At 70.9% G+C, this 14,618-nt stretch carries 15 protein-coding genes and 1 pseudogene; 8 read left to right on the plus strand and 8 right to left on the minus strand.

The window, feature by feature from the left end; genetic code table 11:
- Positions 1–444: 444 nt before the first annotated feature.
- Positions 445–705 (plus strand): annotated as a pseudogene (locus tag ACIGEZ_RS31950) (ATP-binding protein); the annotation flags it as partial.
- A 129-nt stretch (positions 706–834) separates the two neighbouring features.
- On the opposite strand, the gene ACIGEZ_RS31955 reads toward ACIGEZ_RS31950, so the two are convergent.
- Together ACIGEZ_RS31955 and ACIGEZ_RS31960 are read right to left on the minus strand one after the other, a co-directional pair.
- Positions 835–1,245 (minus strand): RidA family protein, encoded by a 411-nt coding sequence (locus ACIGEZ_RS31955; RefSeq protein ID WP_399838172.1) that lies wholly within the window; start codon positions 1,243–1,245, stop codon positions 835–837.
- 262 nt (positions 1,246–1,507) lie between these two features.
- Positions 1,508–2,518: a hypothetical protein gene (locus ACIGEZ_RS31960; RefSeq protein WP_399838175.1), complete on the minus strand. Its 1,011-nt coding sequence runs from the start codon at positions 2,516–2,518 to the stop codon at positions 1,508–1,510.
- A 130-nt stretch (positions 2,519–2,648) separates the two neighbouring features.
- Here ACIGEZ_RS31960 and ACIGEZ_RS31965 point away from each other — a divergent pair, with 130 nt between their 5' ends.
- Positions 2,649–3,242, plus strand: coding sequence for a VanZ family protein (locus ACIGEZ_RS31965; RefSeq protein ID WP_399838178.1), 594 nt, complete (start codon positions 2,649–2,651; stop codon positions 3,240–3,242).
- A gap of 131 nt (positions 3,243–3,373) precedes the next feature.
- Positions 3,374–4,075 (plus strand): DUF4230 domain-containing protein, encoded by a 702-nt coding sequence (locus tag ACIGEZ_RS31970; protein ID WP_399838181.1) that lies wholly within the window; start codon positions 3,374–3,376, stop codon positions 4,073–4,075.
- A 256-nt stretch (positions 4,076–4,331) separates the two neighbouring features.
- Here the strand turns inward: ACIGEZ_RS31970 and ACIGEZ_RS31975 are convergent, their stop codons facing one another.
- Entirely contained in the window at positions 4,332–5,285 is a 954-nt protein-coding gene (locus ACIGEZ_RS31975; RefSeq protein WP_399838183.1) for a LysR family transcriptional regulator, read from the minus strand.
- A 133-nt stretch (positions 5,286–5,418) separates the two neighbouring features.
- Here ACIGEZ_RS31975 and ACIGEZ_RS31980 point away from each other — a divergent pair, with 133 nt between their 5' ends.
- Positions 5,419–6,753, plus strand: a complete 1,335-nt coding sequence (locus tag ACIGEZ_RS31980) for an MFS transporter (RefSeq protein WP_399838186.1) — start codon at positions 5,419–5,421, stop codon at positions 6,751–6,753.
- Here ACIGEZ_RS31980 and ACIGEZ_RS31985 read toward each other — a convergent pair.
- Positions 6,725–7,312, minus strand: coding sequence for a TetR family transcriptional regulator (locus ACIGEZ_RS31985; RefSeq protein WP_399838189.1), 588 nt, complete (start codon positions 7,310–7,312; stop codon positions 6,725–6,727). The two genes, ACIGEZ_RS31980 and ACIGEZ_RS31985, sit on opposite strands and share 29 nt — an antisense overlap.
- Positions 7,313–7,415: 103 nt before the next feature.
- On the opposite strand from ACIGEZ_RS31985, the gene ACIGEZ_RS31990 reads away from it, so the two are divergent.
- Complete coding sequence (locus ACIGEZ_RS31990) at positions 7,416–8,399, plus strand: aldo/keto reductase (RefSeq protein WP_399838192.1); 984 nt, start codon at positions 7,416–7,418, stop codon at positions 8,397–8,399.
- Positions 8,400–9,207: 808 nt separating this feature from the next.
- On the opposite strand, the gene ACIGEZ_RS31995 is transcribed toward ACIGEZ_RS31990, so the two are convergent.
- On the minus strand, positions 9,208–9,708 hold the full coding sequence (locus ACIGEZ_RS31995) for an alpha/beta fold hydrolase (protein WP_399838195.1): 501 nt from the start codon (positions 9,706–9,708) through the stop codon (positions 9,208–9,210).
- Between the two features lie 199 nt (positions 9,709–9,907).
- Here ACIGEZ_RS31995 and ACIGEZ_RS32000 point away from each other — a divergent pair, with 199 nt between their 5' ends.
- Both ACIGEZ_RS32000 and ACIGEZ_RS32005 read left to right on the plus strand, forming a co-directional pair.
- A complete protein-coding gene (locus ACIGEZ_RS32000) occupies positions 9,908–11,050 on the plus strand; it encodes a PP2C family protein-serine/threonine phosphatase (protein WP_399838198.1) in 1,143 nt (380 codons plus the stop codon).
- A 588-nt stretch (positions 11,051–11,638) separates the two neighbouring features.
- Positions 11,639–12,373 carry an SOS response-associated peptidase gene (locus tag ACIGEZ_RS32005; RefSeq protein ID WP_399838201.1) on the plus strand — a complete coding sequence of 245 codons (735 nt, stop codon included), beginning with the start codon at positions 11,639–11,641 and terminating at the stop codon, positions 12,371–12,373.
- A gap of 84 nt (positions 12,374–12,457) precedes the next feature.
- Here the strand turns inward: ACIGEZ_RS32005 and ACIGEZ_RS32010 are convergent, their stop codons facing one another.
- From ACIGEZ_RS32010 to ACIGEZ_RS32020, 3 genes are all read right to left on the minus strand, one after another.
- Complete coding sequence (locus ACIGEZ_RS32010) at positions 12,458–12,943, minus strand: hypothetical protein (RefSeq protein WP_399838203.1); 486 nt, start codon at positions 12,941–12,943, stop codon at positions 12,458–12,460.
- 348 nt (positions 12,944–13,291) lie between these two features.
- Complete coding sequence (locus tag ACIGEZ_RS32015; RefSeq protein WP_399838206.1) at positions 13,292–13,609, minus strand: hypothetical protein; 318 nt, start codon at positions 13,607–13,609, stop codon at positions 13,292–13,294.
- Positions 13,610–13,641: 32 nt separating this feature from the next.
- A complete protein-coding gene (locus ACIGEZ_RS32020) occupies positions 13,642–14,163 on the minus strand; it encodes an STAS domain-containing protein (protein ID WP_399838209.1) in 522 nt (173 codons plus the stop codon).
- Between ACIGEZ_RS32020 and ACIGEZ_RS32025 the strand changes: the two genes are divergently transcribed.
- A complete protein-coding gene (locus ACIGEZ_RS32025; RefSeq protein WP_399838212.1) occupies positions 14,146–14,475 on the plus strand; it encodes a MarR family transcriptional regulator in 330 nt (109 codons plus the stop codon). The genes ACIGEZ_RS32020 and ACIGEZ_RS32025 overlap by 18 nt on opposite strands.
- Positions 14,476–14,618: the final 143 nt, after the last annotated feature.

The raw sequence follows: 14,618 nt of genomic DNA on the forward strand, positions 1-14,618 counted from the left end.
CCCATCCAGGCTTCGGCGCCGGGCGAGCGCGGACGCACGCGTGCGTCCGGTCGCGCGGCTGTGTTGCGGCGCGCCACGGGGGTGGGCGGCCGTTACGTACCTACTGCGGGTGGATCGAGGAACTGGTGGCGCGCAAGGGGTGGTGCAGCCGGCAACGGTTGAAGCATCATGTACATGTCAGGCGCTTCAGCGAGGCGCCCCGCCGGTGCGGGCGGGGGTGGTCGAATGCTAGAAGGCCGGGCACAACAGGGCAGGGGGGAGCCCGGCCAACAATCGCCCCACGAGGGGCCCCCTTTTTGGCTCGGAACAGCGGGCGGCGCCCCCTGCGCCCCACCCGAAACGTGCGCCTCGCCCGTCACCGCTGCGCTTGACGCGCCCAGCCCGGGCGCTACGCCCGGCCCTTCACCCTCGTGTCACTCAGCTCGCGACCCGCAGCTCGATCACCAGCTGGGCTACGTGGAACTCGACCGCCACGGCGCCGAGCTCCTCCTCCAGGTCCTGGCCGAACGCGAGGAGAAGAACAGCGTCGTCATCGCCTCCGACGAATCCTTCGGCGGCTGGACCAAGACGTTCACCGATCCCCGGCTCTGCGCAGCCATCGTCGACCGCCTCACCTTCAACGGCACCATCATCGAGACCGGCACCGACTCCTACCGTCTCGCCGGCACCCGAGCGCGAGTCGAGGAGCCCGCGAAGGCCGGCTGAGTCTGCCGCTACCTGCCTTGACCGCCAGCCGCCCTGAAGGGCGGTTGGCGGTCTCGCCTCGCCTTCGTGGTGCTCCCGTCAGGTGCTTCCCGTCCGGCCAGCGCGGCCGCCGCGGTGTGTCAATGGGCCTCAAGCGTCGAGTACGGCGGCTACGGCCTCGATCTCGACGAGCTGGTCCTTGTAGCCGAGCACGGTGACGCCCATCAAGGTGCTGGGGACGTCATGGTCAGCGAACGAGTCCCGGACTACCTCCCAGGCAGCCACCAGATCCTCCCGCCGGGCCGATGCGACGAGAACCCTGGTACTGATGACATCCTGGAGTGACGCGCCGGAGGCGGTGAGAGCAGCCCGCATGTTCTCGACTGCCTTCCCTGCCTGACCCGCGTAGTCTCCGATCGCTGCCGTCGAGCCGTCGTCGTTGAGGGGACACGCCCCTGCGAGGAAGATCAGGCGGGAGTCGGCGGGCGCCGTGGCTGCATAGGCATACTCGGCGATGTCGGACAGGGAGGCGGAGCGGATCAGCGTGATGGCACGAGCCACGGTCGTCGGGTCCTTTCCCATCGGGAGTTGAGCGCGGACATCCTGTCAACAACCCGTTGGCACCCGCCTTCCATTTTTCTCGCCACCCCCTCGGCAATGCCGTCGTTTCCGGTCGACACGTGTGGATCGGGTGATCACCAGCGGACTCCGGAACCCGTCGAGGAACGCTTTTGCTGGTGTTCGGCTGCGGGGCCGGGCTGCAACAGCAGGAACTCGGCCGCCTGCGCGTCCCGCGCTGGAGGAGCCCGTGAACCGGGCGAGTTCACCCCGCCCCGTGCCCGGAGCAACCATCGGGGCACGCGGCAGTCACCTGATCGGACGGACAAGCCGCGGCAGACGTGCATGGTGCCTCGCCGGTGCGTTCGCCCTCAGGCTCGTTCTGGTCATCGGGCACCTCGTCGTGGTCGGTGCCCCGGTAGTGGTAGGCGTCAGCCCACCATTCGTCGTCCGGCCATTCGTCATCCAGCCATTCGTCGTCCTCGTCGCCGCCCTCGCCGAGTCCGACGTCGGCGCCCCGCCACCTGCTGTGGTCGCCGATGCTCCGGAGGATGTGGAACCGCTGCTGGTCGTCCAGCGCCGCGAGGGACGGATGCGGGTCGGCGAGGCTCCGGTCCCCCAGCGGATCCACGCAGGCCGTGCGGGCGCGGACCGCCTGACGGGCGTCGTCGGCGAACCAGAGCGCGGTCAGGCCGGCTGCGGCCGCAGCGGCGGCGGCCCATTCCCGGACGCCGTGCGGGCGCGCCATGACCAGCAGCACGGCCGCCAGGGCCCAGAAACTCACCAGCATGACGGTGCCCATACAGGCACAGCAGGCCAGCAGCCGCCGCCCGTCGCCGTCCGGCATGCGCGGAATGCCGGGCAGCAGGGCGTCCCGCTCCCTTCGGTGCGCGATGCGCCGCGACTGGTACTCCACGTCGCACCAGTCGATCCAGCCGAACGACACCGGCTCGGGATCGTGGCGGCGTACGGCCTCGAGCAGGGCGGCGGGCAGCGGATGGGTGGGCATCCGGTCGGGGTCGCGGCCCGTCTCGGTCAGGAGCACCGCTCCTTCCTCGTCGATGTCGAGGTACCCGCCGAGCAGCAGTTCGGCGGCGGCCGCCTCGGTCTCCCGGGACTGCATCGCGGCTGCGTGGTACGGCTCGAGGTCCAGGGCGGCGACCAGACCGAGGATCTCCCGCCGGATCCGTGCCAGGCGCCGCCATTGAAGGCCGATGGCCCCGTACACGGCGACGGCCACGGCGAACACGGATATGGCTAGGACGAGTTGGAGCACGCCCCGAGGCTACGTCCGCGGGCGTAGCAACCGACGTGGAATTTCGTTCGTGTGGCTCCGCGCCGGCGTGCCCGGCGGCTTCCCGGGTACCCGCACCGCACCGGAAGCGGCCCTCAGGCGGGGAAGGTTCATGAACGTATCGAGGGGTGGGCGGGGTACGGGCAAGACGCGGGAGGCGCGCGGCGAAGCCTCCCGGCGGGCGTCGACGACACCGGAGGGGACCGGGCGCCGAAGACCGGGCCGGCTGCTCCGGGCTCTGTCGGCGCTTGTCGCCCTCGCGGGCATGGTGGTGTTCGCGGTGGTTCTGGCGCGGCTCACGCTGAACGCGTCACCGGAGTCGGTGCCCCTCACCCACGTCAACCTGAGGCCAGGCAGGTCGATCCGTGCCTACCTGGAACAGCCGGCGTTCGTGGAGACGGTCAAGCAGTTGGGCGGCAACGTGGTGCTGGGCGTGCCGTTCGGCATCCTGCTGCCTCTGCTGGCACGGAGGACACGCGGTCTGGTGCGGGTGGGTCTGGTCACGGTGGTCACGATGCTGATCGTCGAACTGATCCAGGGCGCTCTCATCACGGGGCGGGCCTTCGACATCGACGACGTCCTGCTCAACATCAGCGGAGCCCTGATCGGCTATCTGCTCAGCGGGCGGCGACTCGGTCGCGCGGTGCATCCGCGGACGCGGCGGCGCCGATCGTGGCCGCGGAGTCGCGTCCGTACGGCCCGGTAGGACGCCGTCGTGGGCGCGCGCCGGGGCGGCGCACGGGGAAGGGCGCAGTCATGCCCTCTGGCTCAGCATCAACTTGCCCATTCCGTCCGGCACTTGGGTATGGCGGCGGGCGCCACGGGCAACAGGATCGCATGGGAGAAGACGCGAAGGACGCAGAAGACGCGGAAGACGCACCTCCGCGCTCAGCCGCGAGCCGCGAGCGCGCGCCCCGCCGATGGCCCGCCCTCGTCGCCGTACTGCTGGCCCTGTCGCTGGCCTGGCTCCTGGTGGCGCGCCTCGACTGGCTGCCTGGTCTCGGCGAGGTGTTCGGGGTGGATACGAAGGACCGCTCCGGTCCTGTGCTGCTGAAGTCGATCCAGGACATGCACCGGTACGAGGGCGCCGCCGGCAACTTCCAGGTGGTGGTCGACCTGGAGAAGGACGCCCGGTTCCTGCCGGACTCGATCCGGGGGACCCGTACCCTCTTCGTGGCCGGCGGCAGCGTGGGCGCCTACGTCGAGCTCGGCGGCATCGGCCAGGACGCCGTGTCCGTGAACGAGGAACGCACCTCGGCCACCTTGCGCCTGCCGCACGCGCGGCTGGCCGAACCCGCCCTGAATCCGGAACGGTCCTACGCCGTCTCCAAGCAGCGCGGCCTGCTCGACCGGCTCGGCGACCTGTTCTCGGACAACCCGGCGGACGAGCGGGCCGTCCACATGCTCGCCGCCGAACGCATCGGCGATGCGGCCCGGGAGAGCGACCTGACGCTGCGGGCGGAGCGGAACACCACGTCGATGCTGCTGGGACTGCTTCGCGCACTGGGCTTCGAACAGGTGACGGTGGCGTACGTCTGACACGCTCGTCGGAGCCGGGCGCGCCGAACGGGCGGGGACCGGGCGGGGAAACGGTGGCGTCGTAAGACGCCGGCCAGGTTCCGTTCCGATCCGTTCATCCGGGCCTCCTCGCGTGACCAGAGCCGGCGACCGACCTGACGAACTCGGTCACGCAGCGGATGCGTGCGAGAGCACAGGGCTACGATGGGTGTGTGGCGCCGCCCCAAGTGGCGGTGCTGCTTCTGGGCCCCCGGCTTCCCCCGTGCCGGGGGTCCCGTCATTTGCCCCGGGCCGTGCCCGGATTCGTCGCCCAGCCCGGCGCCCAGGTCCCGGCGGCGTCGTGGCCGGCGGTCGTGGCGGCGAGGTGAGTGCGGAGGGTGGTCAGCGCCGGGTGGGGGTTGTCGCGGTGCCAGAGGAGCGAGTGCGGGTAGACGGGCGTCGGGTCGGTCACCGGGATGCGGCGCAGGCCGTGGTCGGTGGGCCAGACGAGGCGGGTCTGCTCGCCCATGAAGGTGGCCAGGGCGGGGGTGTCGGCGATGGTGTCGAGGAGGGCGTCGGAGCCGAAGTTGGGGCCGGTCGCCTCGATGGTGAGGCCGAACTCGGCGACCAGGTCGTCGTAGTAAGCGGCCCACTCGGTACCGGGCACGATGCCGGGCATCCAGATCCGGTGACCGGCGAGCTGAGCCAGAGGCACCGACCGGGCGCCCGCCAGCGCGTGGGCGGGGCCGGTGAGGAGCTGGAGCGGCTCGTCGACCACCCGGGCGGCACCGATGCCCTCGGGAAGGGGCCGGCCGGGCGCGGCGACGGCACGGAAGGACGCGTCGATCGCACCGGACCGCAGGGCGGCGACGGCCGTCTCGATGTCGAACAGTGTCACCACGTCGAGTTCGATCTCGGGGTGCGCGCGGTGGAAGCCGCGCATCAGGCCCGACGCCGCGCCGCGCAAGTTGATCACGTCGACACGCAGCGGACGCCTGCCGGTGCGCACGGATGCGACCGCACGCTCGGCGATGCGCAGCAGTTCGCGCGCGTGGGGCAGGAAGGCCTGCCCGTCGATGGTGAGCCGGGCGCCTCGCGCGGTGCGGGTGAACAGCCGCACGCCGAGGTCGCGCTCCAGCGCGGCGATGCGCTTGGAGACGGCCTGCTGGGTGACCGCCAGCTCGGCGGCGGCCTCCTGGAACTGCCCCGCGTCGGCGGCGACGACGAAGGTCCGGACGGTATCGAGGTCCACGCCGCAACCCTATGGTCACAACCACTGGTTGTGGCCAGCGGCACCGGGGTTGTTTGACCCGTGAGTACGGTGCTCGCTTTGATGCTTCCGATCGCGGGTCGGTTGTACGAGTGGGCGGCGAGGGGTGTCGGGCATGAGCGGCGAGCACAAGCGGCGGCCTCGGCTCGGTCCTCGGCTCGGTCCTCTGCTAGAGCCTCTGCTCGGGCCTCTGCCCCGACGTCGGCTGAGACGTCGGCCGGGGCCCCGGTTCGGGTGGCTCTGGGCCGCGTACGGGACCAGCGCGCTCGGTACGTGGCTCGCCTTCGGTGCGTTCCCGCTGATCGCCGTCCGGGTGCTGGACGCCGGACCGGCCGAGGTCGCCGCGCTCTCCTCAGCGGGGGCCGCGGCGGGCGCGGTCGTGGCGGTGCCGCTCGGTCCGTGGGTGGAGTTCCGCGGCAAGCGGCCGGTGCTGATCGCGATGGACCTGGTGCGGTGCGCGGCGCTGCTGACGATCCCCGCCGCGTACGCGCTCGGCGTGCTCGGCCTCCTTCAGCTCCTGCTCGTCTCGGTGGTCGTCGCGGCGGCCGACATCGGCTTCCGCGCCGCCTCGGGCGCGTACCTGAAGACGCTGCTGCCGGCCGAGGACCTGCTTGTCGCCAACGCCCGGTTCGAGTCCACCGCCTGGGCGACCACGATCGTCGGACCGCCCCTGGGCGGCGCGATGATCGGGCTGCTCGGTCCGGTGGCGACGGTGGTGGCCGACGCGGTCAGCTACCTGCTCTCCGCCCTGGGCATCCGCGCGATGGGCGGTGACGAGCCGCGGCCCGAGCGCCGGGAGGCCGCGCGGATGCGGGTCGGGGACCTGCTCGACGGCTGGCGGTACATCGTCGCCGACACGACGCTGCGTCCGCTGTTCTTCAACACGGCCTTGTTCAACGGCCTGGTGATGGCCGCCCAGCCGCTGCTCGCCGTCCGGATGCTCGGCCGGCTCGGGTTCACACCGTGGCAGTACGGCCTCGCCTTCGCCGCGCCCTCGGTCGGCGGGCTGCTCGGCGCACGCCTGGCCCGGCCGCTCGTCACCCGGTTCGGACAGCACCGGGTCTTGCTCGTGGCCGGGGCGCTGCGTGTGATCTGGCCTGTCGGCCTGGCCTTCGTGGGGCCGGGCACCGGAGGGCTGCTGCTGGTGATGGGCGTCCAGCTCGGGCTCGTCTTCTGCTGCGGGGTCTTCAACCCCGTCTACGCCACCCACCGCCTCGGGCGCACCGCGACCGAACGGGTCGCCCGCACGCTGTCCGCCTGGGCGGTGACGACCAAGGCCTCGACCGCGCTCCTGACGGCCGTCTGGGGTTTGCTGGGCGCTCTGCTCGGCCCGCGTACGGCCATCGGCCTGGCCGGCGTGCTCCTGCTGGCGACCCCCCTGCTGCTGCCCCGCCGCGCGGCAGCGCATCGCCCCGAGCGGGTCAGCCGTGCTGCGAGGGCGGGGCGGTGAGGCGCCTGACCGCTTCCACGACGGCTGCCCGGTGCGCGGCCCGCCGTTGCTCGCTCCAGGGGGATCCGTCCGGTGCGAGGGCGGGGTCGCCCGCTGCGGCGAACCAGGCCTGGGAGAGGGCGAGGACGAAGGTCAGGATGTCGGACGGTTCGAAGGCGGCGTCGATCTGTCCGGCGTGCTGGGCGGCGGCCAGCGCGTCGGTCTTCGCGGCGTACGCGGTCCGCTGTTCGGGCGTGGCCGCCGGGCGTTCCAGCTGCTTCCAGGCCACGAGGCGGATCAGTTCGGGCCGGCCGGTGAGGTGGTCGAAGATGGCCCCCGCGTATCCGGGGAGGTCGGCGGTGTCGAACGGCACGGACTCGGCCCCGGCTTCCAGGGCGCGCTGCATGACGTGGTCGAAGAGCTGTTCCTTGTTGCCGAAGTAGACGTAGATGAGCCGTTTGTTCGCTTCGGCCGCCTCGGCGATGCGGTCGACGCGGGCGCCGGCGATCCCGTGGGCGGCGAACTCGCTCAGGGCCGCGTCGAGGAGCCGTGCCTTGGTTGCGCTGGAGTCCCGTGCCATGGGCTCACCCTACAAGTAACTATCTGGTTATTGACAAGCGGGACGCTCGCGGCTCATGATGGAACTATCCAGTTAGTTACTTCTTTGGAGTGGAGTGAAGGACATGCAGGAGCGCGCACTGGGCAGCCAGGGTCTGAAGGTCGGCGCGGAAGGACTCGGCTGCATGGGCATGAGCGCCTTCTACGGCGCCACCGACGAGACCGAGGCCCTCGCCACGATCGACCGGGCCCTGGAGCTCGGCATCACCATGCTGGACACCGCCGAGGGCTACGGCCCCTTCCTCAACGAACGACTCATCGGCAAGGCGCTGGCCGGTCGCCGGGAGAAGGCCGTGATCGCCACCAAGACCGGCGTCGAGTTCACCGACAACGGGGAGATGGTCGGCCACAACGGCACGCCGGACTACATCCGCCGCGCCGCCGACCGCTCGCTACGGCACCTGGGCACCGACCACATCGACCTCTACTACCTGCACCGCGTCGACCCCGACGTGCCCATCGAGGAGAGTGTCGGCGCCATGGCGGAACTCGTGACCGCGGGCAAGGTCCGCTACCTCGGCATCAGCGAGGCCGCCGCCGGGACCATTCGGCGGGCCCACGGGGTGCATCCCCTCACCGCGGTGCAGAGCGAGTACTCCCTCTTCGAGCGGGGCCTCGAAAGCGACGGCGTACGGGCCACCCTGGAAGAGCTCGGCATCGGCCTGGTCGCGTACTCGCCGCTCGGCCGCGGCTTCCTCTCCGGCGCGATCACCTCACCCGACGACTTCGCCGCCGACGACTTCCGTCGCACCGATCCGCGCTTCCAGGGCGACAACTTCGCGCGCAATCTCGCCGTCGTCGACCAGGTGCGCCGCATCGCCGAGGAGAAGTCGGTCACCCCGTCCCAGCTCGCGCTGGCCTGGGTGCTCAGCCAGGGAGCCGTACCGATCCCCGGGACCAAGCGCCGCCGCCTCCTGGAGGAGAACGCCGCGGCCACGACCGTGACGATCACCGCGGAAGACCTCGCGGCCATCGAGGCCGTCGCCCCGCGCGGCGTCGCCTCCGGCGACCGCTACGCCCCCGAGCTCATGAGCTCCCTGAACGGCTGACCGGCACAGCGAACATCAGGCCCGCGTCGGCGGCGCTGATCATTGTGATCACGCACGCACTGCGCCACGCGTTCCCGTCCGGGCATGCAACCACCGCGGCAATGGCCGCAGGCAGGCCTGCTCGTCGTCGCCCTGCTCATCCGGCGCCCACGAGCCCACCGGCCGTGGACGTGGTCGCGCTGTGCTGAGTGGCGGTCGCGCTGTGCTGGGCGGCCGTGGCGGGAGCCAGTCGCGTGTGCTCGGAGTGCGGGCCATGGTGGTCACGGCGGTCTGACTCCGAGCATGTGGAGTGCCGCTCAGGTCAGGACGTGGGACCAGAAGCGCGCCTTGTAGAACCTCGCGCCGGAGCGGACGCAGTCCGCTCGGCCGGAGGGGCGGCGCGACCGCCGGTGCCGGCGGAGCCGTTCGCGCAGCACACCAGCACCTCGTCCCAGTTGGCGGTGACACGCCGCTTGGCGTCGGACAGGTACCTCCAGGTTTCGTCCGCGGGAGCGGTCCAGCACCAGCCGGGGCTGCCGTTCCCGTCAGTCGTACCGCTACCGAAGCGCTGGATCTGGTTGGCAGCCTGCTCGACGACCACGCGAAGGCAGGCCGAACCGGCGGCAGCCGGCCGTGCCGTGACCGCGCTGCCCACCGCGGTCAGTCCCACCGTGACCGCTCCCCGCAGCAGCGTTCTCCGTCTCAACTCTCCCGCCCCTTCTGTTGCTTCAGATGAAGCTGCACTCGGCTGGGCCACCACCACGGGAATGGACATGGCCGGCCACAGAGGGGGCGCGTTCCTTGCCGGCTCGACGTGCCCGTCCGCGTGTCAGGGCAGGTGTGACAGCAGCAGCTTGGTGAGGCGTTCGGCCGTACGGAGTGGCAGGTAGTGGTCCGCGTCCGGGATCGTCTCGCCGCAGGCGCCGGGGATGTCGCTGACAAGTCGTTCGGCGATCACCGCGATCTCCGGGTGGTCGTGCTCGCCGTGGATGACCAGCGTGGGCGCGGAGATGTCCCCGAGGTGTGGTTCGGCATCACGGCCGGGGGAGACAACGCAGTACCGTTCGCTCACGATTCGCCGCTCGGCGTTCGAGGCGACCATCGTCTCGATGAGCTCTCCTCCGGGAGCGGTACGGCCCATGGCCGCCCAGATCGACAGCTCCAGCTCGGCCAGGGTGGCCGTCTCACGCTCGCGCCGGGCTGCGGCATAGGCCGACAACTCGGGACTCTGCGGACAGACGTGGCCGCTGACCGAGGCACCGACCAGGGCCAGTGCGGTGACGCGCTCCGGGTGGGCGAGGGCGAAGTCCAGCGCGGTCTCCCCGCCCATGCTCAACCCGACCGCCTGGCCGGATGAAGGACCCCGGCTGACCGCGCCGGAGTCCACCCCACCGGCACACCTCGGCGCCATTCTCCTGGACGCCCCGGAGGGGCCCCGCGACCGCAATCGATCCAGATGTAGGGAGGCGCACCGCACCCTGGGCCCCGGCAACGGGACATGGGCCCACCCCGTGATGTATGCCTTTCCTATGGATGCCCGTCGGCCAGGATTCGTCCCCCGCGTTTCTCGGGCCGGCGGACGGCTGCTGCTCGCCGTGCCCTTCGCACTGATCGCGGCGGTCACCGTGGTGGACGTCCTGGTTCCCCCCGACGTGCATCTCGGGCCGTTCCTCATCGCCGCGCCCGCGATGACGGCCTCGTTCGCCGGACCCCGTATGACGGCCTTCGTGGGTGCGGTAGCGGTGCTCGCCCAGTCCACGGTGGCGTTGGCGAGAACGAGCCTCACCGACCTCAACCACACCTATCAGATCGTCGCGCTGATCCTGATCTCGATCATCGCGACCTTCTTCGCCTACCTGCGCGAGCGGGACGAGAGCAGGGTGACACGTCTGCGTTCCATCGCCCACGCCGCCCAGAGCGTCGTCCTGCGCCCGCTGCCCCACCGCGCGGGGCCCCTGCACATCGCCTCCGTCTACTTGGCCGCAGAGGAGGAGGCGCAGATGGGTGGCGACCTGTACGCGGCGGCCCGTACGGCGCACGGCACCCGGCTGCTGATCGGGGACGCCCGGGGCAAGGGGCTCGACGCCATCAGCGAGGCTTCGCTCGTCCTGGGCGCCTTCCGGGTCACGGCCCGCCGCGAGCAGGACCTGCCGGAACTGGTCGGGCACCTGGAGGCGGGTGTCGGCTCGGCGGAGGACACGAACGGCGTGCCGGGGGAGGGGCCCGGCGCCGACGAGACGGCGGACAGCACGGACGAGGCTTTCGTCACCGCGGTGGTGCTCGACATCCCCGATCACGAGCCGGTCGTGCGGCTCGTGAACTGCGGGCACCCGCCGCCTCTGCTCCTCAGAACGGGACAGGTGATCCCCCTCGACACGGCCGACGCGAGCCCGCCGCTGGGGCTGTCGGACGTCCTCGCCCCCGACGTGACGGTGGAGACCTTCCCCTTCGACGTCGGCGACGTGCTGCTGCTCTACACCGACGGAGTCCTCGAGGCCCGCGACGACTCGCGCGCCTTCTACCCGCTGGCGGAGCGGCTCACGGCCTGGGTCGGGTACGACCCGCCGACCCTGCTCGGCCGGCTGCGGGCCGACCTGCAGGCGTACGCCGGTGGCCACCTCGGCGACGACGCGGCCCTCGTCGCGGTCGAGCGGCTCGCCCCGGCTCCATAACCGGTCGTGACCAACGGGTGGCGTACGGCTCGGCGGGCGGTGCCGAGTCTGCGGAGTTGCTGCCGTGCGAGGACGGCCGCACCGACCTGACCGGTCTGGAGCACCGCACAGGACGGCCCCTGCCAGGGCGTGGCATTCAGGCCTTCAGCGGCGGGAGGACCGAATGACCGTGCCCGTACCGGTCGAGCATTCGTCAGCAGTCCCGAACGGGCCCAGCGCGAAGCCCCCAACCACGACGGCTACGGCGGGACGGCGTTCGCACCCGGTGTCGCGGTCGGCGACACGCGGGGTGACGACTCCGACGCCACGCACCGATACCGGCGCCGACGTTTCGCGCTGCGGCGGAGGGGTCGTACTCAGACAGCCCCGGGGCGAAGAGGCCGTGTCCAGTCGATGACGGCGGCGCCGGCCTCGCTGGGACGACACGCGTCGGCCGCCGCCGAAGGCTCCGGCGTACGCGGCGCAGTAGGCGGGAGTCCCGGCGAATGGGCACGACTGGAACCGTACCTGCCGAGGAACGCGGGCCGGCGTGGACGACGCTGGCAACGCCACCGGCAGCCGGGCCCGGTGACGTGGCAGAGTGGTCGTATGTGCGGCCGCTATGCCTCCACCCGCAGCCCCCAGGACCTGACCCGGCTCTTCCAGGTCACTGAATGGAACCCCGACGAGACGCTGGCGCCCAGCTGGAACGTCGCTCCCACCGACGATGTCTACGCGGTTCTCGAGCGCGCCGGGCGTGAGGACGGCGACGACGTACGTCGGGAGCTGCGGGCGCTCAAATGGGGGCTGGTCCCTTCGTGGGCGAAGGACGCGAAGGCCGGCTCGCGGATGATCAACGCCCGGGTCGAGACGGTGCACGAGAAGCCCGCTTACCGGCGTGCCTTCGCCCGACGTCGCTGCCTGCTGCCTGCCGACGGCTTCTACGAATGGGATCCGCTCAAGGACGAGGGAACGGGCCAGACCCGTAAGCAGCCGTACTTCATCCACCCATCCGACGGGCAGGTGATGGCGCTGGCAGGCCTGTACGAGTACTGGCGCAACCCGGACATCGACAACAGCGAGGACCCGGACGCCTGGCTGATCACCTGCACGATCATCACGACCGAAGCCACCGACGTGGCCGGACGAGTACACCCCCGCATGCCGCTCGCCCTCACCCCGGATCACTACGACACCTGGCTCGACCCGCGCCACCAGAACACCGATGACCTTCGTGCCCTGCTCACCCAGCCCGCAGGCGGCCGGCTCGACGCCCGGCCTGTCTCCACGGCCGTGAACAGCGTCCGCAACAACGGCCCCCACCTCCTGGACGAGGTCGCCTGACCCCGCCGTCCGCCCGACGGTGATGGGGATGCCTGAACATGGCTGTCCCGATATTTCGTGACGTCCGCTGTCGCACCATGCTGGTCAGCGGGGCGGGAAGGACGCCAGAGCAAGATCCCACTGCTCAGCGGCGTGAAGCAGGGCGTCGGTATCCGCCCGTACCTCCACGGCGTACTGGTAAACGCCCGTGCTTTCGGCACCCTGCTGCCATGCGGGTGCAGCCTCCAAGGACAGGTGAACGCGGATCACCGCCACGCCCTCGCTTCGGCCGGCGAGGCTGAAGCCCAGGACCGGCTCGACGAACCAGGTGTCCGGAGACAACTGACCTTCGGCATCCCGACCAGTCGCGGGCACTGTCTCAGCTGCCACCGCGCGCAGCCAGGCGGTCACCTCACGGGCCTCGTCGATCAGCAGACACGGATCAGCGAACGACCAACTGCCCTCGGGAGTTGTCACCTTTCCACCGATGACCAGCCAGTTGTCGTCGTATGAGTCTCCCGCGGCGGTAGGGAACTGGTAGCGCAGGGGCCAGAGCTCGACGCTGCTCGCATGATCACTGAAGAGCACCACCGCAGGATGTCACATGCAGCCAGGCAACCCCGGATCAGGAGAGTGCCCCTGTCATGGAGGCTGAGCGAAAATCACGTCCCGGCTCGTCCGCACCGGCAGGTAACCGGCGAGCAGGGCACCAGCCCGACCGCCGACGGCCGGCCCGATCGCCTGCGCCATCCGGGCCAGGGCCGTCGTCCGGCACCGGTACCGCGCGGTCGAGCTCGTACCTGTTCGGCACAACGAGCCGCGCTTAGGCCGTCGGCGGGGCCGCCCGCTCGCGGAGTGTGCGGACCGCGTCGAGTCATCAAGTACACCTTCTGCGGCGCTACGCGCTGGGAGATGGCGGCCCGGGCCCCGAGTCAGTCGTCACGATGGCCGGTCGGTCCGTCTTGGCTGGCGGGTGACGAGGATGATTCCGTCGGGATGGGCGGCGGTGGCCAGTCCTGCGGCGCGGAGGACGGAGGTGAGGGCGGTGTCGAGCGCGGTGCGGATGCCGGTGATCGCGGCAGTGGTGTCGAGGTCGGGATCTGCGGCGTGGGCGGTGATCGTGGGTCGGAGGAGACGGTCCGCGTGCCAGCGCACGATGACTGCGTCACCGTGGCTGTGCATGGTCAGACCGCCGGCAGGGCCGAATCCGGCCTGGGCGAGGATGGTCTCGACCTCATGTACGAGCGTGTGGCTCATCAGGCGCCTCCCAGGGCCGGCGGCCTCGGCTGTCAGACCGTGATTCCGAAGAGGTGGGAGGTCCGAGTCATCTCCAGCAGGCGGAGCACCCGGGGGCTGGCCGCTGTGATGATGAGCGCGCGGTGTTCGCTGAGAGCCCGGTTGCGTGCGCGCAGGAGTACGTTGAGGCCCACGGAGTCGCAGAATGAGACCTCCGACAGGTCCAGGTGGACCGCGGCACCGTCGGGACAGGCTGCGATGGCGCGCAGGAGCGCCATGCGCAGGTCGCCGGCATTGTCCATGTCTACTTCTCCGTGGACGCTGACCACGGTGCTGCTCGCAGTCGGCCTCACGGTGATGGCGACACCTGCGGCGTCCGCCAGGGCCGGTCGTGATACGGCCCAGCTACCTTCGGGGACGAGGGGAGTCATGGCGACCTCCAAGGGCAGGGAGGCTTCTTGCGCAATTGTCACCTGTCGACCGATATGCGTCAATAATTGCGTGTAATTTTCTGCGGGTGATTGCCCCGCTCGTCGTGCGGGTGCACCATGCACAGTATGAAGAAGAAGGGGCATAGTCACTCAGAGTGGACGTTCCTCACGAGTCATGCCCGGGTACTGCTGGCGATCTCCCGGGACCCCGGTGTCCGCCTGCGAGAGGTCGCGCTGAGCTGCGGCGTGACTGAACGGACCGTGCAGGGGATCGTCGCCGATCTGGAAGAAGCGGGGTACCTCACTCGCAGCCGCGCGGAAGACGGCCGTCGCAACCACTACGTGATCGTGCCGAGTGCTCCCTTCCGCCACCCCGCCGAAGCCGGCCACGAGATCGCGGGCCTCCTCGCTCTCCTCGCCGAACGCCACCACCCCGAGAGACCGGACAGGGGTTGACCACGGCAGAACCTGGCTCCCATGCGTACCGGCCGGGACCGCCCGTCTGCGAAGCCCTCACGAGAACGGGAGGCACCTGGCGGCGTCCGCCGACCTCTCGAGGGCGAGCCGTGTGCGCTCGCCCACGGGACGGTCCCTCACCA

It is taken from the genome of Streptomyces sp. NPDC085481, from assembly GCF_044541845.1.
Classification (GTDB): Bacteria; Actinomycetota; Actinomycetes; order Streptomycetales; family Streptomycetaceae; genus Streptomyces.